The organism is Achromobacter sp. SD115, assembly GCF_017355315.1.
Taxonomy (GTDB): Bacteria; Pseudomonadota; Gammaproteobacteria; order Burkholderiales; family Burkholderiaceae_B; genus Achromobacter; species Achromobacter xylosoxidans_B.
The window spans coordinates 120094-142073 of the sequence record NZ_JADIJM010000016.1 but is presented as its reverse complement, the minus strand read 5'-3'; the positions used below and the strand labels follow the sequence as shown (position 1 = coordinate 142073).

General features: G+C 66.5%; 20 protein-coding genes. 6 read left to right on the top strand and 14 right to left on the bottom strand.

What is annotated here, in order from left to right; all coding sequences use genetic code 11:
- Nucleotides 1–174: 174 nt before the first annotated feature.
- Nucleotides 175–1176: a hypothetical protein gene (locus IPU70_RS21780; protein ID WP_207470214.1), complete on the top strand. Its 1002-nt coding sequence runs from the start codon at nt 175–177 to the stop codon at nt 1174–1176.
- A 70-nt stretch (nt 1177–1246) separates the two neighbouring features.
- Here IPU70_RS21780 and IPU70_RS21775 read toward each other — a convergent pair whose 3' ends face one another.
- From IPU70_RS21775 to IPU70_RS21735, 9 genes are all read right to left on the bottom strand, one after another.
- The gene (locus IPU70_RS21775; protein ID WP_207470212.1) at nt 1247–3037 is read right to left on the bottom strand and encodes an aminopeptidase P family protein; all 1791 of its coding nucleotides are present in this window, start codon (nt 3035–3037) and stop codon (nt 1247–1249) included.
- A gap of 14 nt (nt 3038–3051) precedes the next feature.
- Nucleotides 3052–3876: a M55 family metallopeptidase gene (locus IPU70_RS21770; RefSeq protein WP_207470210.1), complete on the bottom strand. Its 825-nt coding sequence runs from the start codon at nt 3874–3876 to the stop codon at nt 3052–3054.
- Nucleotides 3877–3896: 20 nt separating this feature from the next.
- Nucleotides 3897–4991 carry a P1 family peptidase gene (locus tag IPU70_RS21765; RefSeq protein ID WP_207470270.1) on the bottom strand — a complete coding sequence of 365 codons (1095 nt, stop codon included), beginning with the start codon at nt 4989–4991 and terminating at the stop codon, nt 3897–3899.
- Between the two features lie 147 nt (nt 4992–5138).
- Nucleotides 5139–6038: a glutathione ABC transporter permease GsiD gene (gsiD, locus tag IPU70_RS21760; protein WP_207470208.1), complete on the bottom strand. Its 900-nt coding sequence runs from the start codon at nt 6036–6038 to the stop codon at nt 5139–5141.
- 7 nt (nt 6039–6045) lie between these two features.
- Nucleotides 6046–6966 (bottom strand): glutathione ABC transporter permease GsiC, encoded by a 921-nt coding sequence (gene gsiC / locus IPU70_RS21755; protein WP_013392281.1) that lies wholly within the window; start codon nt 6964–6966, stop codon nt 6046–6048.
- An 89-nt stretch (nt 6967–7055) separates the two neighbouring features.
- Nucleotides 7056–8609: a glutathione ABC transporter substrate-binding protein GsiB gene (gene gsiB / locus IPU70_RS21750; protein WP_013392280.1), complete on the bottom strand. Its 1554-nt coding sequence runs from the start codon at nt 8607–8609 to the stop codon at nt 7056–7058.
- 65 nt (nt 8610–8674) lie between these two features.
- Nucleotides 8675–10555, bottom strand: a complete 1881-nt coding sequence (locus IPU70_RS21745; RefSeq protein WP_207470207.1) for a dipeptide ABC transporter ATP-binding protein — start codon at nt 10553–10555, stop codon at nt 8675–8677.
- Nucleotides 10556–10599: 44 nt separating this feature from the next.
- Nucleotides 10600–11580 carry an isoaspartyl peptidase/L-asparaginase family protein gene (locus IPU70_RS21740; RefSeq protein WP_207470205.1) on the bottom strand — a complete coding sequence of 327 codons (981 nt, stop codon included), beginning with the start codon at nt 11578–11580 and terminating at the stop codon, nt 10600–10602.
- A complete protein-coding gene (locus IPU70_RS21735; protein ID WP_013392277.1) occupies nt 11577–12452 on the bottom strand; it encodes a MurR/RpiR family transcriptional regulator in 876 nt (291 codons plus the stop codon). The genes IPU70_RS21740 and IPU70_RS21735 overlap by 4 nt, the downstream gene beginning before the upstream one ends.
- A gap of 187 nt (nt 12453–12639) precedes the next feature.
- Here IPU70_RS21735 and IPU70_RS21730 point away from each other — a divergent pair, with 187 nt between their 5' ends.
- Nucleotides 12640–13098, top strand: a complete 459-nt coding sequence (locus IPU70_RS21730; RefSeq protein WP_207470203.1) for a GNAT family N-acetyltransferase — start codon at nt 12640–12642, stop codon at nt 13096–13098.
- Between the two features lie 49 nt (nt 13099–13147).
- Here IPU70_RS21730 and IPU70_RS21725 read toward each other — a convergent pair whose 3' ends face one another.
- The 3 genes from IPU70_RS21725 to IPU70_RS21715 form a co-directional block, all read right to left on the bottom strand.
- Entirely contained in the window at nt 13148–13801 is a 654-nt protein-coding gene (locus IPU70_RS21725) for a CoA transferase subunit B (protein ID WP_013392275.1), read from the bottom strand.
- Nucleotides 13802–13812: 11 nt separating this feature from the next.
- A complete protein-coding gene (locus tag IPU70_RS21720) occupies nt 13813–14511 on the bottom strand; it encodes a CoA transferase subunit A (protein WP_013392274.1) in 699 nt (232 codons plus the stop codon).
- 198 nt (nt 14512–14709) lie between these two features.
- Nucleotides 14710–15159 carry an acyl-CoA thioesterase gene (locus IPU70_RS21715; RefSeq protein WP_207470201.1) on the bottom strand — a complete coding sequence of 150 codons (450 nt, stop codon included), beginning with the start codon at nt 15157–15159 and terminating at the stop codon, nt 14710–14712.
- A gap of 112 nt (nt 15160–15271) precedes the next feature.
- Between IPU70_RS21715 and IPU70_RS21710 the strand changes: the two genes are divergently transcribed.
- The 4 genes from IPU70_RS21710 to IPU70_RS21695 all read left to right on the top strand — a co-directional run bounded on the left by IPU70_RS21710 (nt 15272) and on the right by IPU70_RS21695 (nt 19373).
- Nucleotides 15272–16918 (top strand): electron transfer flavoprotein-ubiquinone oxidoreductase, encoded by a 1647-nt coding sequence (locus tag IPU70_RS21710; protein ID WP_207470199.1) that lies wholly within the window; start codon nt 15272–15274, stop codon nt 16916–16918.
- A 76-nt stretch (nt 16919–16994) separates the two neighbouring features.
- Entirely contained in the window at nt 16995–17855 is an 861-nt protein-coding gene (locus IPU70_RS21705; RefSeq protein WP_207470197.1) for an SDR family oxidoreductase, read from the top strand.
- Nucleotides 17856–17928: 73 nt separating this feature from the next.
- Nucleotides 17929–19032: a cytochrome gene (locus IPU70_RS21700; RefSeq protein WP_207470196.1), complete on the top strand. Its 1104-nt coding sequence runs from the start codon at nt 17929–17931 to the stop codon at nt 19030–19032.
- Entirely contained in the window at nt 19029–19373 is a 345-nt protein-coding gene (locus IPU70_RS21695; RefSeq protein WP_013392269.1) for an antibiotic biosynthesis monooxygenase, read from the top strand. The genes IPU70_RS21700 and IPU70_RS21695 overlap by 4 nt, the downstream gene beginning before the upstream one ends.
- A gap of 10 nt (nt 19374–19383) precedes the next feature.
- Here IPU70_RS21695 and IPU70_RS21690 read toward each other — a convergent pair whose 3' ends face one another.
- Nucleotides 19384–21159: an ABC transporter ATP-binding protein gene (locus tag IPU70_RS21690; RefSeq protein WP_207470194.1), complete on the bottom strand. Its 1776-nt coding sequence runs from the start codon at nt 21157–21159 to the stop codon at nt 19384–19386.
- Nucleotides 21156–21977, bottom strand: a complete 822-nt coding sequence (locus tag IPU70_RS21685; RefSeq protein ID WP_207470192.1) for an ABC transporter permease — start codon at nt 21975–21977, stop codon at nt 21156–21158. The genes IPU70_RS21690 and IPU70_RS21685 overlap by 4 nt, the downstream gene beginning before the upstream one ends.
- Nucleotides 21978–21980: the final 3 nt, after the last annotated feature.

The following is a 21980-nucleotide window of genomic DNA, read 5'->3' as shown; positions in this document are numbered from 1 at the left end:
ATAGCCGGGAGGCGGAGCTTATTTGGGTTTTCCCCTAGCTCCGGGGCGTAACATTTGGCAGCACTCGAATGGCTGCGAGGGTCATCGCCTTGTGTGGCGCGGCGCAGCGCCGTGCTATGTTCGATCCCTATTTTTCCGGCTGCTGTTTTTTCTCAACACTTCCTCTCTCCGCCGATGACCGACCCCGCCCGATCCTCCTACTCGCTCGCCTGGCGCCTGGCACTGACTGCCGTTTTCCTGCGGCTGGCCTACTCCGCGCTGGTCCAGTCCTATAGCCTGCTCGCCCTGCCCGGGTTGGAGCGAATGCGGGAGATGTACAGCCAACCCCAGTTCCTGGCGCCGCTCCTCGCCCATATCGTTGCGGGCGCGGTGATCGCCGGCTTGACTACCTGGGGCGCCATGCGCCGCTGGCTGGCGCGCCATGACGCGACGGCGGTTGACGAACCCCGCAAGCTGTACGGCACCTTCATCGCCTTGTTCCTGCTCTACACCCTGGCCGTGGCGGCGGGAATGGCATTCCTGCAGAACACGCTGATGCGCTTCGTCATGGACAACCGCGACGTGCTGCAGGAACGGCTCGGCTTCGGCATGATCGGGCAGTTCCTGACGCTGAACATCATCACCAAGCTCGTGAGCATCGTGCTGGAGATCATCGGCATCTGCGTCATCGTGCGCATTGCCGCCTGGACCGTGCAGCCCGCAGGCCCGGCCGGCGGCCCCGCCTACGAACGGCGCCACGCCGCCTGGGTGACCGCGCTGACCGTGCTGGTCTGGCAACTGACCGTTTCCATCTCGGTGGGCAGTTTCCTGCAGATGCAGGCCCCGGGTGCAAGCTGGACCGAATTCGCGCTGGGCTACCTGGTCCTGCCCGCGGCCCTGCTGGCGCTGTGCGCCCTGGTCTGCCTGAAAACCCTGCCGCATCCGATCGGCACGGCCCGGTTTGGACGGGCCGTCGCCCACGGCACCATCGCATTCTGGTTGGCCCAGGCGCTGGGCATAGGCATAGGATTCCTGGTCGTCCGGGCGATGACCTGGGGCCAGTTGATCCGCGCCTCGGAATCCCATGCGGCCGCCGCCATGACGCTGTTGGCCTACGGCGCGCTGCTGGTCCTGGGCTGCCTGATAGGCCGCCTTGCGCTGTACCGCGGCGCCAAGGCCGCCACGCAGGAAGGCTGAGCCCGCCTCGCCCACAAAAAAGGCCGCGGGCATCACGCCCGCGGCCTTTTTCATGCGCTCGCGCAGTGAATCAGATCGCCGCAGTGCGGCGCTCCAGCCAGGCCAGCGCCTCGCCTTCGACCAGCGGCGACAGGCGCTCGAACACCGTCTTGTGATAATCGTTGAGCCAGGCGATTTCGTCGGCGCGCAGCAGCGACGGTTCGATGCAGCGCGTGTCGATCGGGCACAGCGTCAGCGTTTCAAAGCACAGGAATTCGCCGAGTTCGGAAGTCAGCCAGCTGCGGTTGGCGACCAGGTTCTCGATCCGCACGCCCCAGCGGCCCGGCCGGTAGATCCCCGGCTCGTTGGAGGTGATCATGCCCGGCTCCATTGCGGTGTGCGGGCCGGGCATTGCGCGGTAGGAAATGACCTGCGGGCCTTCGTGCACGTTCAGGAAGTAGCCCACGCCATGGCCCGTGCCGTGGCCGTATTCCGCGCCGCCTTCCCAGATGGGAGCGCGCGCGATGGCGTCCAGCATGGGCGAAGGCGTGCCGCGCGGGAACGAGGCGCGCGACAGCGCGATCATGCCCTTGAGCACCAGCGTGAAGTCCACTTTCTGGTCGGCGCTGGGCGTGCCCACCGCGACCACGCGGGTGATGTCGGTGGTGCCGCCCAGGTACTGGCCGCCCGAGTCGATCAGCAACAGGCCATCGCCTTCGATGGTGGCGTGCGATTCGGGCGTGGCGCGGTAGTGCGGCATCGCGCCGTTGGCGTTGAAGCCGGCAATGGTGGCGAAGCTGGGGCAGACGTAGGCGGGCCGGCGCGCGCGGGCGGCGGTGATCTGCTCGTCGATGGTCAGTTCGGTGATGGTTGCATTGCCCAGCGCGCCTTCGAACCAGGCGAAGAACTCACAGAGCGCGGCGCCGTCCTGCGCCATGGCCTGGCGCACATTCGCCAATTCGGCATCGGTCTTGCGCGACTTCAGTAAGGTGGACGGGTTGATGGCCTCGATGCGCGGCACGGCGGGATCCATGGCATGGAATACGCCGCAGGTCACGCGGGCCGGATCGATCAGCAGCTTCTGGTCCAGCTCCAGCGAGGCCAGCGCGTCGGCGGCCTGGGCATAGCCAGCCACTTCCACGCCGTCGGCCGCCAGGACGGCACGCAGCGCGCCGTCGATCTTGCCGTCGGCCACGAACAGCGTGGCGTGGTCCAGGCCGATCAGCGCGTGGCCGACGAACACCGGGTTGTAGTCCACGTCGGCGCCGCGCAGGTTGAAGAGCCAGGCGATGTCGTCCAGGGTGCTGATGAAGTGCACGTCGGCGCCCTGCGCGCGCATGGCCTCGCGCACCTGCGCCAGCTTGTCGGCGCGGGTCACGCAGGCCTCGGGCGCTACGTGTTCATAGATAGCGGCGCCAGGCAGGCCGGCGCGGTCCGTCCAGACCTCGTCCAACAGATCCTCGCGGATTTCGAGGACGGCGCCGGCGGCGGCCGCGGCGGCCGACAGGGCACGGAAAGCGCCCAGGCCCAGCACCTGCCCGTCCACGCCAATGACCTCGCCCGCCTTTGTGTTGGCGGCCAGCCAGTCCACGTGGCCAGGCGTGGTCGCCAGCGCGATCTTCATCAGCTGCACGCCGGTGCCGGCCAACTGCGCTTCGGCCTGCACCCAGTAGCGGCTATCCACCCACAGGCCGGCGAAGTCGGCCGTAACCACCAGCGTGCCGACCGAACCCGTGAAGCCGGACAGCCAACGCCGCCCCTGCCAACGCGCGGGCAAGTACTCGGACAGATGCGGGTCCGAGGACGGAACGACATAGGCGGACAGGCCGCGGCGGCTCATGGCCTGCCGCAATTGGGCGATACGGGCGTCGGTGCTAGACATGGGGGATGGGATCCTTAGCGCAACATGAAAGACATGGCGGCCAGGCTGTTCAGCGTGCGGACGGCGGACTGCATGCTATCCGTGGTGAATCGCAAGGTCACGCCGTCCACGCGTTCCAGCGTGGGCCACATGCAGAACAGGTCGGCCAGGGCCGAGCTCTGCGTCTGCAACCGGCATTCTATAGGGGCGGGAATGCGGAAAGGAACCGCCCCCCCTTTCTTGAGATTGCGCACGGCGGTCTCGGCGGCGGCGGCGATCGCGCGGCGCGAAGCGGCCGGCGACAGGGTCACGCCGCTGCCCTGCCCGTGGGCCACTTTGGTCTGCACCCACTCGGCGCCCGGGAAGGTGTCGCGCGTTTCCGCGATGAAGGCGTCGTCCCCAGTCCCCAGAATGACGGGCACGCCCATCTCGCCCGCCAGCGCGCCGTAGAGGCCGGCCTCGCCCAGCTCCATGCCGTTGATGAGCACGCGGGCAAAGGCGAAGCTGTTGATGGTGTGGGCCAGGATGCCGCGGCCTTGCGAGCGCGAGTGGTAGCCGATCATGAAGACGGCGTCGCAGCCCTCTTCCAGGCCGCCCATCATGCCGAGGTAGCGCGGCTTGCCCAGCACCAGGCGGGCGCGCTCGTCCAGGCCGTCCGGCAGCAGGTTGCGAAAGCCCCCGTGCGAATCGTTGACCAGGATCTCTTCGGCGCCGCCGGCGATCGCGCCCTGCACGGCCGCGTTGGCCTCGGCGGTCATCCAGGCGCGGGCGCGCTCGTATTCGCCGTTGCCGGCGCGCACTTGTTCGGAATGAAAGACGCCGGCGACGCCTTCGATATCGGTGGAAATCAGGATCTTCATGGAATCAGCCTTGGAGAATTTCAGAGTTCAGTGTCGGACAGCCACTGGCGCCACTGCGGCGCCGCGTCGCGGATCGCGGCGCGGTGGTTGCCGTCGCGCCCCGTCACGCCCTCGGCATGCCAGAGCGCGGAAATGATGGCCTGCTCGCAAGCCTCGGCAGCGGCTTCGAACAGGGGATCGATGCGGGCTTCATGCAGCATCGCCAGCGCCGGCATGGGCTGCTCGGGCAGTTGCGGCACCGTGTAGGCGGTGGAAAACGCCAGCGCGATATCCCCGCTGCCATGGCCGTACACCGAGCCGGTGCGGGCCAGTCCCGCCCCCGCCCGCAGCGACAGGCGGCGCAACTGGCGCGCGTCCAGCGGCGCGTCGGTGGCCAGCAGCAGGATGATGGAACCCTTCTCCGGCACGATGGCGGCGTTCTCGCCCGCCTGCGCCAGGCCGTTGTCCAGCTGCTGCGCCAGCCGGCGGCCGAAAGGCCGGCCCGCCACGGTCAGGTTGGGCAGCCGGCCGAAGTTCGACAGCACCAGCGCCCCGACCGTGTAGCGCGGCCCCTCCACGATGGACGCGACGCGCGAAGCCGAACCGATACCGCCCTTGAACGAAAAGCAGGACATGCCCCGGCCGGCGCCGACCGCGCCCTGCTCGAATGGTTTGTCCGCGGCGGCCAGCGCGTCAACGTAATGCGATTCCTGCACCGCCAGCGCTTGTATGTCGTTCAGATAGCCATCGTTGCATTCGAAGACCAGCGGATTGACGGTAGCCATGCCGCGGCCGATGCCGGGATTGGCCGCGACCGCGGCGCGGATCTGCGCATTGGCCACCGTTCCCACGCCAAAGGTGTTGGTCAGCGCGATAGGCGTTTCCAGCACGCCCAGCTCCTGCACCTGGACCAGGCCGGTGCTCTTGCCGAAGCCGTTCAGCACGGTGGCAGCGGCCGGAACCTTGTCCAGATAGGGGTCGCCGCCATGCGGACGCACCACGGTCACGCCGGTTTGCAGCGGGCCGTCGGCCAGCGTGCGATGGCCGACGGTGACCTCGCCCACATCGCAGATCGAATCCAGCGGTCCCGAGGGCAGTACGCCGATGCGGGGAATGTCCAGCGCTTGTTTGTCCATGTTCACTACGTGTCGCCACGCTCCAGAATGCAAAACGCCGCCGCCCTGTGTCCGCTGCGCGCACTGGGTAGCGCGTGTCGCGGACTGGGGCGGCGGCGGAAATAGCCGCCCTCCATGCCGGCCCTCCGTAGAGGTCCGGCGGCAAGCTTACTTGCGGTCGATCTTGGGATCGAGCGCGTCGCGCAGGCCGTCGCCCAGCAGGTTGAACGCGAGCACCGTCAGGAAGATCGCCAGCGCCGGGAAGATCGCCACGTGCGGGGCGATCACCATGTCGGCGCGCGCTTCGTTCAGCATCGCGCCCCACTCCGGCGTGGGAGGCGATGCGCCCATGCCCAGGAACGACAGGCTGGCCGCGGTGATGATGGAGGTGCCGATGCGCATCGTGCCATAGACCACGATGGGCGAGATCGTGCCGGGCAGGATGTGGCGCATGATGATGGTCCAGTCGGACGCGCCCACGCTCTTGACCGCCTCGACGTAGGTCATCTGCTTGATCGACAGGGTATTGCCGCGCACCAGGCGGGCAAACGCCGGCACGCTGAACACGGCCACGGCCACGATGACGTTGATCATGCTGGAGCCCAGGATCGCGACCACGCCGATGGCCAGCAGCATGCCGGGGAACGCCAGCAGCACGTCGGAGATGCGCATCGTGATGCGTTCCCACCAGCCTTCGTAGTAGCCCGCCATCAGGCCCATGAAGGTGCCGACAATGGCGCCCATGGCGACCGACAGGAAACCGGCGGCCAGCGAGATGCGCGCGCCCATGATGATGCGGCTGAAGATGTCGCGGCCCAGCGAATCCACGCCCAGCCAGTGCGTGGTGGAAGGTCCCGCGTTCAGCGCGTCGTAGTCAAAGAAGTTCTCCGCATCGAACGGCACGATCCACGGCGCGAAGATCGCGATCACGACCAGCAGCAGGACGAAGATGCCCGCGCCGACGGCGAGCTTCTGCTTCTTGAATTTGCGCCAGAACTCGGTGGCGGGCGTGCGCACGTCGCTCTTGGGAGCGGCGGCGATGGTCGTGGCGGGTGTCGTATTACTCATGGCCGCCTCACTTGTAACGGATGCTGGGATTGATGACGCCATAGAGCACGTCGACAATCAGGTTGATCAGGATGAATTCCAGCGAGAACAGCAGCACCAGGCCCTGGATCACCGGATAGTCGCGCTGGGTCACGGCGTCCACCAGCAGGCGGCCGAGGCCGGGCCAGTTGAACACGGTCTCGACCACGATCGAGCCGCCCAGCAGAAAGCCGAACTGCAGGCCCATCATGGTGACCACGGGAATCAGCGCATTGCGCAGCGCGTGCTTGATCACGACGCGGCGCTCGGTCAGGCCCTTGGCGCGGGCGGTCCGCACGAAGTCTTCCTGGATGACTTCCACGAAGGAAGCCCGGGTGAAGCGCGCCATCACGGCCGCCACTGCGGCGCCCAGGGTGATGGACGGAAGAATGTAGTGTTGCCAGGTCGAGGCGCCCACGGTCGGCAGCCAGCCCAGATTCACGGAGAACACCTGCATCAGCATCATGCCCAGCGCGAACGCGGGGAACGAGATGCCGGACACCGCCAGCGTCATGCCGAGACGGTCGGGCCAGCGATTGCGCCATACCGCCGACACGATGCCGATGATCATGCCGAAGGTCACTGACCAGACCATGCTGGCGAGCGTCAGCCACAGCGTGGGCATGAAGCGGTCGGCGATTTCGGTCGAGACGGGGCGCTTGGTACGCAACGAGGTACCCAGGTCGCCTTGCAGCATGTGGCTGAAGTAGCGCACGAACTGCTGCGGCAGGGGCAGATCCAGCCCAAGTTCCTTGCGCACGAGCTCGACGGTCTGCTGGTCGGCCTCCTGGCCCGCGGCCAGTCGCGCCGGGTCGCCCGGAAGCATGTGCACAAACAGGAACACGACCACGGCCACCAGCAGCAGCGTGGGGATCATGCCCAAAAGACGTTTGACGATGTAGGTCAGCATTGAAATTCCTGCAACATCGGCGGGGACACCGCGCCCCCGCCGTATGTGGCCTTACAGGGGCGCGAAGGCCCCGAGAGTGACTGCCAGATTTACTGCTTCAGATCGATGTCGCCGAACCAGAACGAGGTGTCCGGCTCAACGTACACGCCCGACAGGTTCTTCGACTTCACGTACAGGTTGTTCTGGGTCACCAGGAAGGCCCAGGGGGCGTCCTTCCAGATGGTTTCCTGAACGTTCTTGTAGATTTCGGTCTTCTTGGCGCGGTCGGTCGTGGCCAGGGCTTGCTGGATGCCGTCGTCCACCGACTTGTTCGAGTAGTAGGACACGTTGTTGAGCACCGGCGGGAAAGCGGCGGTGGTCAGCAGCGGACGCAGGCCCCAGTCGGCTTCGCCGGTCGAGGACGACCAGCCGGCGTAGTACATGCGGACCTTGGCGTCTTCAGGCTTCTGCACCTGTTGCACGCGCTGCACGCGCTGGCCCGATTCCAGCACTTCGACCGACACCTTGATGCCGACTTGCGCCAGCTGCTGCTGCAGGAACTGGACCACCTTCACCGAGGTGCCGTCGTTATAGGCGGACCACAGCTGGCTTTCGAAGCCGTTGGGGTAGCCGGCTTCGGCCAGCAGGGCCTTGGCCTTCTTGATGTCGTAGGGCCACGGACCCGTCTTGTGGGCGAAGTCCACGCCCGTCGGCACGACGCCGTCCACGATGGTGGCGTAGCCCGAGAAAGCGACCTTGGCCAGGGCTTCCTTGTTGATGGCGTAGTTGATGGCCTCACGCACCTTGACGTTGTCGAACGGCTTTTGCTGCGTGTTCATGGACAGGTAGCGCGCCATGATCGAGTTCTGGTGATCGACCACGTCCAGCTTGTCGTTCTTCTTCAGCACGGCGGCCTGCTCGAACGGCACCGGGAAGGCGAACTGCGCCTCGCCCGTCTGCACCACGGCGGCGCGGGTGTTGTTGTCGGTCACGGTGCGGAAGGTCAGCGTGTCGACCTTGGGGTAGCCCTTCTTCCAGTAGCCGTCGAACTTCTTGACCTTCAGGTATTCAGCCGGCTTCCATTCGACGAATTCGAAGGGACCGGTGCCCACGGGGTGGAAGCCGATTTCCTTGCCGTACTTGGCCAGGGCGGCGGGCGAGATCATCATGGCGGCCGGGTGGGCCAGCGCGTTGATGAAGGCCGAGAACGGCTTCTTCAGCGTGATCTTGATGGTCATCGGATCGACCACTTCGGTCTTCTCGATGACGCTGAACTGGATGTAGCGCGACAGGCGGTTGTCCGGGTTGGCCGGACGGTCGAAGTTGATCTTGACGGCTTCGGCGTTGAAATCGGTGCCGTCGTGGAACTTCACGCCGGGACGCAGCTTGAAGGTGTAGACCAGGCCGTCTTCGCTGACGGTGTAGTCGGTGGCCAGCACCTTCTGGACCTTCAGGTCCTTGTCGAATTCAAACAGGCCTTCGTAGTAGGCCTTGCCGGCCGCCTGGTTCAGCGTGCTGTTGGTGTTGTACGGATCGAGCGTTTCCAGCGCGATGGAGACGGCGAACGTCACGTCCTTGGCGGCATGCGCCAGCGGCGACGCGATCACGCCGAAGGCCAGCGCGGCGGCGGCCATCAGTTTGGTGGGGCGCAGAACTTTCATCATTGCAACTCCTGGTTCCGTAAGGAATTAGGGGGTTTGGTGGAAGAAAAACAAGTACGTCAACTGACTCAATACGCTCCGCCGACCGGATGCCGGGCGACGAAGTGATCCGTTCCGACCTGCACCAGCGGCTGCACCACCGGCTCGTCATTGAGCTTGCGGATGGGGCTGGGGATTTCGTCGGACAACAGCGTGCGCTTCATGTGGCGCCGTGCCGGATCGGCGATCGGCACGGCGGACATCAGCTTCTTGGTGTAAGGGTGCTGCGGATTCTCGAAAATGGCGCGGCGCGGGCCGATCTCCACGATCTGGCCCAGGTACATGACGGCCACGCGGTGGCTGACGCGCTCGACCACGGCCATGTCATGCGAAATGAACAGGAAGGAAATGCCCATGTCGCGCTGCAGGTCGATCAGCAGGTTCACGATCTGCGCCTGGATCGACACGTCCAGCGCCGACACCGATTCGTCCGCGATCACGACCTTGGGGTTCAGGGCCAGGGCGCGCGCGATGCAGATGCGCTGGCGCTGGCCGCCGGAGAATTCGTGCGGATAGCGCTGCGCCATTTCCGCCGGCAGGCCTACGCGCTCCAGCAGTTCGGCCACGCGGCGTTCGGCGTCGCGGCCACGGGCCACGCCGTGCACCAGCAGCGGTTCCATGATGGAGAAGCCAACCGTCACGCGCGGGTCCAGCGAGGCGAACGGGTCCTGGAACACGAACTGGATGTCGCGGCGCAGGGATTGCAGCTCGGTGTTCTTCAGGCGCACGATGTCGCGGCCGCCGAAGCGGATCTCTCCGCCCTGGCTGTCGACCAGACGCAGCAGCGAACGGCCGGTGGTGGACTTGCCGCAACCGGATTCGCCCACCAGCGACAGTGTCTCGCCGGGATACAGGTCGAAGCTGACCTGCTCCACGGCGTGCACGCGGCGCTGCACGCGGCTCATGATGCCGCCGCGCAGGTCGAAGCGGGTGACCAGCTTGCGTACGCTCAGGATGGGTTCGCGCTTGGCGTCCGGCGCGGGCTGCGCGCTGACGGGAGCGGCTTCGGGCTGGGCCTGGCCTTCGGCCTGCAGCAGCGGAAAGCGTGCCGGCAGGTCGGTGCCCTGCATGGCGCCCAGCTTCGGCACGGCCGACAGCAGCGCCTTGGTGTAGCGGTGCTGCGGCGAGGCGAACACCTGCTCGGACGGGCCTTCCTCGACCTTGTCGCCGCGGTACATGACCAGCACGCGGTCGGCCACTTCCGCGACCACGCCCATGTCGTGGGTGATGAACACCACGCCCATGTGCATTTCTTCCTGCAGCTGGCGGATCAGTTGCAGGATCTGCGCCTGAATGGTGACGTCCAGCGCGGTGGTGGGTTCGTCGGCGATCAGCAGCGCCGGCTTGCAGGCCAGCGCCATGGCGATCATCACGCGCTGGCGCATGCCGCCCGACAACTGGTGCGGGTAGCGGTCCAGCACCGACTTGGCTTCCGGAATGCGCACCTGCTCCAGCATGCGCAGCGCCTCGGCGCGAGCGGCCGCGGCGTCCTTGCCCTGATGCTGGCGGATCGATTCCGCGATCTGGTCGCCGGCGGTGAAGACCGGATTCAAGGAGGTCATCGGCTCCTGGAAGATCATGGCCATGTCCGCGCCGCGCACATTGCGCATGACGCGTTGGCTCGATCCGGCCAGGTCGATCACGGAACCGTTGCGCCGCCGCAGGGCCATGTTGCCCTGGGCGATGCGCCCGCCGCCATGTTCCACCAGACGCATGAGCGCCAGGGACGTCACCGATTTGCCCGAACCCGATTCGCCCACGATGGCCAGGGTCTCGCCCCGGTCCACATGGAACGACAGATTGCGCACGGCTTCGACCGTGCGCTCCGATCCCACGAAGCGCACCGTCAGGTCGTCGACCTGGACCACGCGGTTTTCCGGCAGCGCCAGGCTGTTTGCGCGATCAACCATCTCTTTTGATTCCCCAAATACTGAAAAAACGAACCCGCCGCCGCTTATCGGTAGATAGCGGTGACCGGCTTCTCGCCAACGCGGGCGTAACCCCGATACATGCCTTCCGTGTTGAACGGCAAGGCCACATTGCCCTGGGCGTCGACGGCCACCAGGCCGCCCTTGCCGTCGATGGTGGGCAGCTTTTCATGCACGACACGGTCGGCGGCCGCTTCCAGCGACGCGCCGCAATATTCCATCTGGGCCGCCACGTCATAGGCGGCAACCATGCGGATGAACATTTCGCCGGTGCCCGTGGTGGACACCGCGCAGGTCTTGTTGCTGGCATAGGTGCCGGCGCCGATCAGCGGCGCATCGCCCACGCGGCCGACCTGCTTGTTGGTGATGCCGCCGGTCGAGGTGGCCGCCGCCAGGTTGCCCTGCGCATCCACCGCCACCGCGCCCACCGTGCCAAACTTCTTGTCCGCATCCAGCGGATCGGCCGGCGCCGGCTGGCCGCGCGCGACCAGAGCCTGGCCGTCGTGGTCCAGCACCGCCGCTTCCGGCGTTTCGCGCTGCACGCGCAGCAGCTGCTCGCGGCGGGCTTCGGTGGAGAAGTAGGAAGGATCGACCAGTTCCACGCCCTCTTGCTGGGCGTAGGCTTCGGCGCCCTCGCCCACGAAGAACACGTGCTTGCTGTTTTCCATGACCTTGCGCGCGGCGAAGATCGGGTTGCGCACGCGGTGCACGCCGGCGATCGCGCCCGAGCGCAGGGTGGCGCCGTCCATAATGGCGGCGTCCAGCTCGTGGGTGGCGGCGCTGGTGAACACGGCGCCATGGCCGGCGTTGAACAGCGGACAGTCTTCCAGCAGGCGCACGGCTTCGGTCACGGCGTCCAGGGCGCTGCCGCCCCGGGCCAGCACGGCCTGGCCGGCGGTCAGGATGGACTCCAGCGCGCTCAGGTACTCTTGTTCTTTCTCGGGCGACATGGCCGCGCGGGACATCGCGCCGGCGCCACCGTGAATCGCGATCACGGGTTGAATCATCGTTTACCTACTCCATGGATGAGCCACGGCATCACGGACTGGGTCACCCCAGCAGCGGCCGCGACGGAATTCTTGGCCCGATAGGCCACCGCCGAGGACAGGGCTTCGATCAGCCCCAGCGCGGCGGTTTCGGAATTGGGAATCAGCTGGCGCGCGGAATACGCGTACAGCACCACGGACGCCGTGGGCGCCAGCGGCGACGTGGGCTTGTCGGTCAGCACCAGCACCGGCACGCCGGCCTGCTTGGCCGCGCCGGCCAGGGTCACCGTGTCAGCCAGATAACGGGGAAAGCCGATGGCGATCACCAGGTCCTTGGCCGTCATGCGCGCCATCTGGCGCGCCGCGTGCGACACGCCGCCGGGACCGGCCAGCGATTCGACGGAATGCAGGTGCATGCACAGGCCGCGCTGCAAGAGGCCGGCCAGGAAGCCGCTGGCGCCGAAACCGATGATGAACACGCGGTCGGCGGCCAGGATGGCCTCTACTGCCTGCTCGCAGGCGGCGGCGTCCAGCGACTGCAGATTGCGCTGGGCGTTGCGGATGTCTTCTTCCAGCGTGGCGGCGAAGATCTGCACGGCGCTGGCGGAATGCGCCAGTTCCGTGCGCAGCTTTTCCACGGGTTCCAGCGCGGCCTCGAAGCCGCGCGCCAGTTCGGCGCGGAACTGCGGATAACCCGGCAGGTCCAGGGCGCGCGCGAAGCGGTTGGCCGTGGCCACCGACACCCCCACCGCCGCCGCGAACTCGTCGATGGTCATGGTGGCGGCGCGGAACTGGTGCGCCAGCACATACTCGGCCATCTTGTGCTGAGTACGGCTCAGCGCGGGCTGAGCCCGGGCGATCCGGTCAGCAATCGTGAGTGCGGCCTTGTTCATCGATGGGGAAGGAGGTGTAGCTGGGGTTTATGTAAATCTGTTTACAAGCAAATTTTAGATAAGAAAATAGATTTTCATACTAAGGGTATACCCGTGAATATATGTAACAGTGCATCAAAAGAAACGGGGCCAGTTTGAGTTACGCTAAGCGCGCTCCCCTTTCCCCACGCCACACCGGATAGACGCAATGCCCGATTGGATCTGCAAAGCCCACCAGGACCTGACCGTGAGCGAGATCTACGCGATCCTGCGCCTGCGCACCGAAGTCTTTGTTATTGAACAGAATTGCATCTTCCAGGACATGGACGGCAAGGACTTGGTCGGCCAGACCTCCCACCTGATGGCCTGGCAGGACGGCAAGCTCGCGGCCTATTGCCGCATCCTGGACCCTGCGCTGAAGGACGGCCAAATCGAGATCGGACGCGTCATCACCGCGCCCTGGACGCGCGGCCAGGGCCTGGGCCACGAACTGATCCGCCACGCGATGCAGGAAGTGCGCCAGCGCTGGCCCGGCCGCGCCATGTACCTGGGCGCCCAGGCCCGCTTGCGCAATTACTACGGCGGGCACGGCTTTGTGCAAGTCACCGAGGAATACATCGAGGACGGCATTCCCCATGTGGGGATGCGGCTGGACGAAACGGCATAAAGAAAAACGCCCCTTGCGGGGCGTTTTCATTGATGCGGCGCTTGGCGGATTACTTGACCGCCGACACGTCCAGCTTGGCTTGCGTCTTGGACTTGATCTCGTCCACCGTCACGCCCGGCGCCGTTTCCAGCAGCTTGAGGCCGTTTTCGGTGACTTCCATTACGCCCAGGTCGGTGATGATCAGGTCGACCACGCCCACACCCGTCAGCGGCAGATTGCATTCCGCCAGCAGCTTGACGTCTTCGGTGCCGTCCTTCTTCTTGGCTACGTGCTCCATCAGGACCACGACGCGGCCCACGCCCGCCACCAGGTCCATGGCGCCGCCCATACCCTTGACCATCTTGCCCGGAATCATCCAGTTGGCCAGGTCGCCCTTTTCGGACACCTGCATGGCGCCGAGGATGGCCAGGTTGATCTTGCCGCCGCGGATCATCGCGAACGAATCAGCCGACGAGAAGATCGAGGAGCCGGGCAAGGTCGTGACCGTCTGCTTGCCCGCGTTGATGAGGTCGGCGTCGACTTCATCGTCAGTGGGGAACGGGCCGATGCCCAGCAGGCCGTTTTCGGATTGCAGCCACACTTCCATGCCCTTGGGCACGTGGTTGGCCACCAGGGTCGGCAAGCCGATGCCCAGGTTTACATAAAAGCCGTCTTGCAGCTCGCGCGCGGCGCGCGCCGCCATTTCATCGCGGGACCATGCCATGTCTGTTCTCCTTAGGCCGGGCGAGTGGTGCGTTGTTCGATGCGCTTTTCGGGCGTGGCGTTCAGCACGATCCGTTGCACATAGATGCCGGGCAGATGGATCTGATCGGGATCCAGGCTGCCGGTATCAACGATTTCCTCGACTTCGACCACCGTGAACTTGCCCGCCATGGCGACGTTCGGATTGAAGTTGCGAGCGGTCTTGCGGAACACCAAGTTGCCGCTGCGATCGGCGATGTGCGCCTTGACCAGCGACACGTCGGGCACCAGCGAACGCTCCATCACGTATTGCTGGCCGTCGAATTCGCGGATTTCCTTGCCGTCGGCCACGATGGTGCCCACGCCGGTACGGGTGAAGAAGGCCGGAATGCCGGCGCCGCCGGCGCGCAGCTTCTCGGCCAGCGTGCCCTGCGGCGTGAACTCGAGCTCGAGTTCGCCGGACAGGAACTGGCGTTCGAATTCCTTGTTCTCGCCCACATACGACGCGATCATCTTGCGGACTTGACGCGTATTGAGCAGCTGGCCCAGGCCGAAGCCGTCGACGCCCGCGTTGTTGCTGATGCAAGTGAGGTCCTTGACGCCCGAATCGCGCAGCGCGGCGATCAGGGCCTCGGGAATGCCGCAAAGGCCGAAACCGCCCACGGCGATCATCTGACCGTCCTTGACGATGCCTGCCAGCGCCTCCTGGGCGCTTGCAAAAACCTTGTCCATCGCTCCAACTCCTAGTTAAGGTCTAACCGAAGAGGGCGCGGCTGCCGGCGCCGGTCCCAGCAGCACCGTCCGGTGCCCTGTGGCGGCTGGCGCCGAGGGTGGCGCGCCCATATTGCTTTTTTGATTTTGCGCTAGATTTTACCGGCATGCCCGGCCAAAGCACGCGCTATTTTGGCGGGGCCGTCCGAAGACGCCGCATCAAGCCGCGGGCTTGAACATGGCGCCCAGTTTGGACAGCACCTCTTGCGGCCACGGGGCGGACGCATTGACCGTATAGTCCATCCAGACTAGCACGTTGCGCGCGCGGGCATACGGACCGCCTTCGTCGCCTACCTTCTCCAGCAACAATTCGAATTCCGCGCTGGAACGGCCGATGCGCGTGAGTTTGTGGGTCACGAGCACGTTGGCGGGATAGGTCAGGGGCCGCAGGAAATCGCAGGACGCATGCGCCAGGATGAGCCCCTGATCGGAAGGCAGCGCAAAGCCCGCGCCATAGAGTATCTGTATCCGGGCTTCTTCCATGAGACGGAAGTACATGGCGTTGTTCAGATGGTTAAGAGCGTCCGAATCGCCCCACCGCAAGGGCAGTTCGACTTGATGGATATCTCCCACGGCCAGTATTCGCGCTGGGGTTTTGTCCGCGTTCACCAATTGCTCCTGATGGCTAAAAGAAATACGAAGGCATACCTGGCCTCCGCCTGCAATACAATCGCCGATAATACTTCCAGCCAAATATGGAATACATACGGGGAGCTTTGCAATGTCTGAACGCGAGTCGATGGAATATGACGTGGTCGTGGTTGGCGGTGGACCCGCCGGCCTGGCCACTGCAATCCGTCTTAAGCAGCTGGCCGCTGAAAAGAATCAGGAAATCGGCGTCTGCGTACTTGAGAAGGGCGCGGAACTGGGTGCGCACATCCTGTCCGGCGCCGTCATGGACCCGCTGGCGCTGACCGAGCTCATCCCCGACTGGAAGGAAAAAGGCGCGCCGCTGAACGTGCCGGTCACGCATGACAAGTTCATGTTCCTGTCCGAAACCGGCGCGCGCACCACGCCCAACTGGCTGCTGCCGCCCTGTTTCCACAACGAAGGCAACTACATCGTCCGCCTGGGCGACGTCGTCAAGTGGATGGGCGAACAGGCCGAGGCGCTGGGCGTGGACATCTTTCCCGGCTTTGCGGCCGTGGAACTGCTGTACGACGAGAACGGCGCCGTCCGCGGCGTGGCCACCGGCGACATGGGCGTGGCCCGCGACGGCTCGCACACCGACCACTACCAGCCCGGCATGGAACTGCATGCCCGCTACACCGTGTTCGCCGAAGGCGCGCGCGGCCAGCTGGGCCGCCAGCTGATCGAACGCTACAAGCTGGACGACGGCCGCAATCCGCAGTCCTACGGCATCGGCATCAAGGAAATGTGGGAAGTCGATCCGGCCCAATCCAAGCCGGGCCTGGTCATCCACACCGCCGGCTGGCCGCTGGACTCCGACACCTACGGCGGCTCGTTCCTCTATCACCTGGACAACAACCTGGTGGCAGTGGGCATGATCGTGGGCCTGGACTACGCCAACCCCTGGCTGTCGCCGTTCGACGAATTCCAGCGCTACAAGACGCACCCCGCCATCCGCGGCACCTTCGAAGGCGGCAAGCGCATCGCCTACGGCGCGCGCGCCATCACCGCCGGCGGCCTGCTGGCGCTGCCCAAGCTGACCTTCCCGGGCGGCGTGCTGGTCGGCTGCGAGGCCGGCTTCCTCAACGCCTCGCGCATCAAGGGTAGCCACGCCGCCATCAAGTCCGGCAAGCTGGCCGCCGAAGCCGCGTTCGACGCGCTGGTCGCCGACCGCCGCCAGGACGAGCTGGCCGCCTATCCGGCCGCTTTCGAGGCTTCCTGGCTGCATGCGGAGCTGAACAAGGCGCGCAATTTCAAGCAATGGTTCAAGAAGGGCCGCACCGTCGCCACCTTGATGACCGGCGTCGAGCAACTGCTGCTCAAGGGCAAGATGCCCTGGAGCCTGCGCCACAACAAGCCTGACCATGCCTGTCTGCAACCCGCATCGCAATGCGCGCGCATCGACTACCCCAAGCCCGACGGCAAGCTCACTTTCGACAAGCTCAGCTCGGTGTTCATCTCGAACACCAACCATGACGAAAACGAGCCCATCCACCTGACGCTGAAGGATCCGTCGATACCGGTGCAGGTCAACCTGGCCAAGTATGGCGGCCCGGAATCGCGCTACTGCCCGGCGGGCGTGTACGAGTTCGTCAAGGACGACCACGGCGAAGACCGCTTGCAGATCAACGCGCAGAACTGCGTGCACTGCAAGACCTGCGACATCAAGGACCCGACCCAGAACATCGTCTGGGTCGCGCCGCAAGGCGGCGAAGGCCCCGTCTACAGCGGCATGTAAAGCAGCCGGACGCCAGCGCCCGGCCACCGAAGGCGCCCCACAGGGCGCCTTTTTTTTCGACGAGCAGGACTATTCCATGACCGAACGCGTACTCCTCATCGGCTGCGGCGACCTGGGCCAGCGCGTGGCCCGGCGCTTTCTCGCGCGCGGCGACTACGTCTACGCCCTGCGCCGCAACCCGCCTGCCGAAGGCGCTAACGGCATACGCTGGCTGCAAGGCGACATCTCCCGCCCGGACGGACTGCCCGCCCTGCCCCGCGGCGTGACACGGCTCATCCACCTGCCCGCGCCCGGAGCGCGCGAGGCCGCCGCGTACCGCGCAGTGTTCATCGACGGCCTGAAGCACGTGCTGGACGCGCTGGACACGACGCAGCTCAAGCGCATCGTGTTCATCTCGTCCAGCGCGGTCTATGGCGAACATGAAGGCGGCTGGGTCGACGAAGACACGCCGCCCGCGCCGCTGGGCGTCAACGGGCGGGTGCTGCTCGAAGCCGAAACCGCGCTGGCGGCTTGCGGCCTGCCTGCCACCGCCTTGCGGCTGGCGGGCCTCTACGGCCCCGGACGCCTGCAATTGATCGAACGCCTGCGCCAGGGCGCGGCGGGCGCGCCGAGTTCTCCCGAACACTGGGCCAATCGCATCCACATCGATGACGCCGCCGCGGCCGTGGTTCACCTGACCCTCCTGCCTGAAGCGGCGCCGGTCTACATAGGCTGCGACGACACGCCCCTGCCCCTGCATGCGCTGTATGCCGACCTGGCCCAGCTGATCGGCGCCCCCGCGCCGCGCGAGGCGCCCGCGCCCGCCAACGTCGGCAGCAAGAAGCTCAGCAACGCCCGGCTGCGCGCCAGCGGCTTCACGCTGCAATGGCCCGACTCGCGGCTGGGCTATGCCGCGCTGCTCGCTGCCTCCGAAGGCACCGAGGCGCCGCAGGCATAGTTCGCCGCCCATCGAATCGTGGCCGTCCAGACTGGACGATACTGACAGCCGGATTCACCACCGGCCGTCGCCCATGCATCCCGCCCACCCCCTGCAGGCAGTCACTCACCCTGACCCCTACCCCTACTATGCCGCGCTGGCGCGCGAGCGGCCGCTGTATCGCGAGGCGACGCTGGACCTGTGGGTAGCCAGCCATCCGGACGCGATAGCGGCCATCATGCAGCATCCTGCCGCGCGCGTGCGCCCCGTGAATGAGCCCGTACCCAAAGGACTTTGGCCCGGTCCGGCGGCCGACCTGTTCGGCCGCTTCGTGCGCATGAACGACAGCGCGACGCACTCCCAAGTGAAGACCTTGCTGAGCGCCTACATCCATGAGCAAGGGACGAGACCCTGTGCGCCCGCCTGGCCGGATCCGGGGTCGTTGAACGCAGCGGCCATCGACCGCTACCTGAGCGCCGCGCCGGTGCATGCGCAAGCCGCTTTCCTGGGCTTGCCGCCGGACCTGTACACCGATTGCGCCGCAGACATCGCGGCATTTCTGTCGGCGCTGCCCGCCACCGCCACGGCGGATCGCATCGAGGCGGGACACGCCGCCGCGCAGCGCCTGCAAACACGCCTCGAATCGCATCTGCAGGCCCCCGATGCCGCCCCAGCCTTGCGCCGGTTGCGCGAAGACGGTGCGCGCGCGGGCATCGCGCCCGCGCTGCTGGCCGCCAATCTGGCCGGCCTGCTGTTCCAGTCCTGCGAGGCGGGCGCAGGACTGCTGGGCAACGCGATCATCCTGGCCGGGCGGCACGGCCTGCCCGCGGATCCCACGGAAGACGCAGCGCTGGCCTTGATGGATGAAGTCGAACGCAGCGACCCGCCGCTGCACAACACGCGGCGGTTTCTCGCCGCCGACATCGACATTGGCGGCCAACGCATCGCAGCGGGCCAGACCGTGCTGCTGGTGCTGGCCGCGGCGGCCACGGTACAGCCCGAGGCGCACTGGACTTTTGGCGCGCACGGGCATGCCTGCCCCGGCCGTCTGCCTGCCCGCCAGCATGCGGCGGGTGCGCTCAGCCACCTGCTGCGCGCAGGCATCGACGCTGCCGCGCTCGCGGCCCGTTTCCGCTACCGGCCGCTGCCGAATGCACGCGTGCCCCAATTTGATTTTTCCGAGGAACCCGCACCATGATCGCAGTGATATTCGAAGTCGAACCCGCCCATGGCGACCCCACCCCCTATCTGCATATTGCCGCCGGCCTGATCGATGAACTGAAGGCCATGGATGGCTTCATCTCGGTAGAACGCTTCCAGAGTCTGACCGAGCCGGGCAAGCTCCTGTCGCTATCCTTCTGGCGAGACGAAGAATCGGTCAAGCGCTGGCGCACGCTGGAGTCGCACCGCCGGGCCCAGGAAGCCGGACGCGGCGGCGTCTTCGCCAACTATCGCCTGCGCGTGGCGCAAGTGCTACGCGACTACGGCATGAACCAGCGCGACGCGGCGCCCGCCGACAGCCGCGACCGCCACGGCTGAAGCCTGTACTTCAGGCCCCGGCTGCCGCCGCGGCCAAGGCCACCCGATGGGTGGCGCCGGATTCCAACACCGCCGCCATCGATGGCACGCCCTGCGCGGCCGATGGATCGAAGTAGTCGGCCTCGTCGCGTCCTTGCCCCGCGGGCAAGTCGCGCACCTCCACGCGAAAGCCTTCGGCCCGGCTGCCGCGCAGTTCCGGCACCGCTTGCAGCAAGCGGCGCGTGTAGGGATGCGTGGGCCGGTCGAACACTTCGTCGCGCGCGCCCTCTTCGACGATATGGCCGCGCAGCATCACCACCACGCGGTCGGCGATCTGCTCCACCACGCCCAGATCGTGCGAAATCAGCAGGCAGGCGAAGCCGTGGGAGCGCTGCAGCGACATCAGCGTCTCCAGCACCTGCTTCTGCACGGTGACGTCGAGCGCCGACACGGGTTCATCCGCGATGATGACCTCGGGCCGCAGCACCAGCGCCCGGGCGATGGCCACTCGCTGGCGCTGCCCGCCGGACAGTTCGTGCGCATAGCGCGCCGCGTAGCCGTCGCCCAGACCGACGTCCCGCAGCGCCTGCGCCACGCGCTCGCGCCGGGCCTCGGCCGTCAAGCCGGCCTCGAGCCGCAGGCCCTCGCCCACCAGGTCGCCGATCGTCATGCGCGGATCCAGCGACGAATACGGATCCTGGAACACCATCTGCACGCGCCGGCGCGCCGCCTGCCAAGCTTGGCCCGAACCGCCGGCGGGCAAAGCCTGGCCATCCAGTTCGATGCGCCCCTGGGCTTGCGGCACCAGCCCCAGGATGGACATCATGACCGTGGTCTTGCCGCTGCCCGATTCACCGACGATGGCCAAGGTTTCCCCAGGGGACACCGCGAACGTCGCGCGGTGCACGGCGCGCACCGCCCGCTTGCGGAACCAGCCCTCGCGCACCGAATAGTCGATCGCCAATCCATCCACCTGCAGAATGGGCGCCCCCTGCACGGCGGCGCGGGCAGGCCCGCGCTTGGGCAGCGCGTCCAGCAGGCTGAGCGTGTAGGGGTCCGCCGGCCGCGACAGCACCTCGGCCACCGGCCCGGTCTCGACCGCCCGGCCGCGGCACATGACCAGCACGCGCTGCGTGTAGGCGGCCACCAGCGCCAGATTGTGGCTGATGAAGATCAGCGCCGTGCCCTCTTCGCGCGTCAATTCGCACATCAGGTCCAGCACTTCCTTCTGCACCACGCAGTCCAGCGCCGTGGTGGGTTCGTCCGCGATCAAGAGACGCGGCTTGAGCAGCATCACGCCGGCCAGCAGGATGCGCTGCCGCATCCCGCCGGAGAATTCATGCGGGTAGCGCTTCATGCAATCCTGCGCCTCGCGCACCCGCACCCGCTCCAGCATCCGCACGGCCTCGCCCCAGGCCGCGCGGCGCGTCATGCCCCGGCGCAGCACCAGCGCCTCGATCAGTTGCTCGCCCACGCGGAAAGCCGGGTTGAGCGACACCATCGGTTCCTGGAACACCATGCCGATGCCGGTGCCGCGCTTCGCCAGCCAGTCGCGCGGCGCCTGCCGCAGCAGGTCCTGGCCTTCAAACAGGGCTTGTCCGCCGGTGACGCGGGCCGAGTCAGGCAACAGGCCCAGCAAGGTCTTGCCGATCAGCGTCTTGCCGCTGCCGGATTCGCCGACGATGGACAACGATTCGCCGGCGTGCAGGTCGAACGACACGCGGTTCACCACGGGCGCGGCGTCGCGCTTGCCGGGAAAGCGGATCTCCAGATCGCGTACCGACAGCAAGGGTTGGGCCATGGTCATGCCATCACCCCCCGCATGCGCGGATCCAGCAGGTCGCGCACCGCGTCGCCCAGCAGATTGATGCCCAACAGGCTCAAGGAAATCATGGCGCCCGGGAACACTGCCAGCCAGATGGCCTGATCCATGGCGTTGCGGCTCTCGGACAGCATGCCGCCCCAAGTGGCCAGCGGCGGCGGCACACCCAGGCCGAGAAAGCTCAGCGCGCTTTCCGCCAGCAGGGCTGAACCGAAGATGGAGGTCGCGAAGATCAGCAGAGGCGGAAAGCAATTGGGCAACACGTGGCGGAACACGGTCCACAGGCCGCCATGCCCGGTGGCGCGCGAAGCGATGACGAAATCGCGCTGGCGCAGCGACAGCCCGGCGCCGCGCGCGATGCGAGCCACCGATGGCGAATACGCCAACCCCAACGCCAGCACCACGCCCCACTTGGACGGACCCAGCACCGTCATGATGCCGAGCGCCAGCAGCAGGCCTGGAAACGCCATCAGAGATTCCACCAGCACCGTGATGCCACGGTCGACCCAGCCGCCCGCATAGCCCGCCGCGACGCCTATGGTCGTGCCCAGCAGCAATGCCAGCAGCACGGAGAACACGCTGACCGCCACGCTGACGCCGGCCCCCGCCATCAGCCGCGACAGCACGTCGCGGCCGAACTCGTCGGTGCCCAGCCAGTACTCCGCCGACGGCGGCGAAAAGCGCGCCAGCAGGTCGCCTTCCAGCGGATCGTGCGGCGTGTACACCAGCCCGACCAGGGCCAGCAGCACCACGCCGCCGACCAGCGCGCCGCCCAGGACGGCATTGGTATGTCTAAAGCCCATGAT

Bases quoted from the DNA above. Each gene is read 5' to 3' on its own strand.
- IPU70_RS21780 (WP_207470214.1), top strand. From the start codon at position 175: ATGACCGACCCCGCCCGATCCTCCTACTCGCTCGCCTGGCGCCTGGCA.
- IPU70_RS21775 (WP_207470212.1), bottom strand. From the start codon at position 3,037: ATGTCTAGCACCGACGCCCGTATCGCCCAATTGCGGCAGGCCATGAGC.
- IPU70_RS21770 (WP_207470210.1), bottom strand. From the start codon at position 3,876: ATGAAGATCCTGATTTCCACCGATATCGAAGGCGTCGCCGGCGTCTTT.
- IPU70_RS21765 (WP_207470270.1), bottom strand. From the start codon at position 4,991: ATGGACAAACAAGCGCTGGACATTCCCCGCATCGGCGTACTGCCCTCG.
- gsiD (WP_207470208.1), bottom strand. From the start codon at position 6,038: ATGAGTAATACGACACCCGCCACGACCATCGCCGCCGCTCCCAAGAGC.
- gsiC (WP_013392281.1), bottom strand. From the start codon at position 6,966: ATGCTGACCTACATCGTCAAACGTCTTTTGGGCATGATCCCCACGCTG.
- gsiB (WP_013392280.1), bottom strand. From the start codon at position 8,609: ATGATGAAAGTTCTGCGCCCCACCAAACTGATGGCCGCCGCCGCGCTG.
- IPU70_RS21745 (WP_207470207.1), bottom strand. From the start codon at position 10,555: ATGGTTGATCGCGCAAACAGCCTGGCGCTGCCGGAAAACCGCGTGGTC.
- IPU70_RS21740 (WP_207470205.1), bottom strand. From the start codon at position 11,580: ATGATTCAACCCGTGATCGCGATTCACGGTGGCGCCGGCGCGATGTCC.
- IPU70_RS21735 (WP_013392277.1), bottom strand. From the start codon at position 12,452: ATGAACAAGGCCGCACTCACGATTGCTGACCGGATCGCCCGGGCTCAG.
- IPU70_RS21730 (WP_207470203.1), top strand. From the start codon at position 12,640: ATGCCCGATTGGATCTGCAAAGCCCACCAGGACCTGACCGTGAGCGAG.
- IPU70_RS21725 (WP_013392275.1), bottom strand. From the start codon at position 13,801: ATGGCATGGTCCCGCGATGAAATGGCGGCGCGCGCCGCGCGCGAGCTG.
- IPU70_RS21720 (WP_013392274.1), bottom strand. From the start codon at position 14,511: ATGGACAAGGTTTTTGCAAGCGCCCAGGAGGCGCTGGCAGGCATCGTC.
- IPU70_RS21710 (WP_207470199.1), top strand. From the start codon at position 15,272: ATGTCTGAACGCGAGTCGATGGAATATGACGTGGTCGTGGTTGGCGGT.
- IPU70_RS21705 (WP_207470197.1), top strand. From the start codon at position 16,995: ATGACCGAACGCGTACTCCTCATCGGCTGCGGCGACCTGGGCCAGCGC.
- IPU70_RS21700 (WP_207470196.1), top strand. From the start codon at position 17,929: ATGCATCCCGCCCACCCCCTGCAGGCAGTCACTCACCCTGACCCCTAC.
- IPU70_RS21695 (WP_013392269.1), top strand. From the start codon at position 19,029: ATGATCGCAGTGATATTCGAAGTCGAACCCGCCCATGGCGACCCCACC.
- IPU70_RS21690 (WP_207470194.1), bottom strand. From the start codon at position 21,159: ATGACCATGGCCCAACCCTTGCTGTCGGTACGCGATCTGGAGATCCGC.
- IPU70_RS21685 (WP_207470192.1), bottom strand. From the start codon at position 21,977: ATGGGCTTTAGACATACCAATGCCGTCCTGGGCGGCGCGCTGGTCGGC.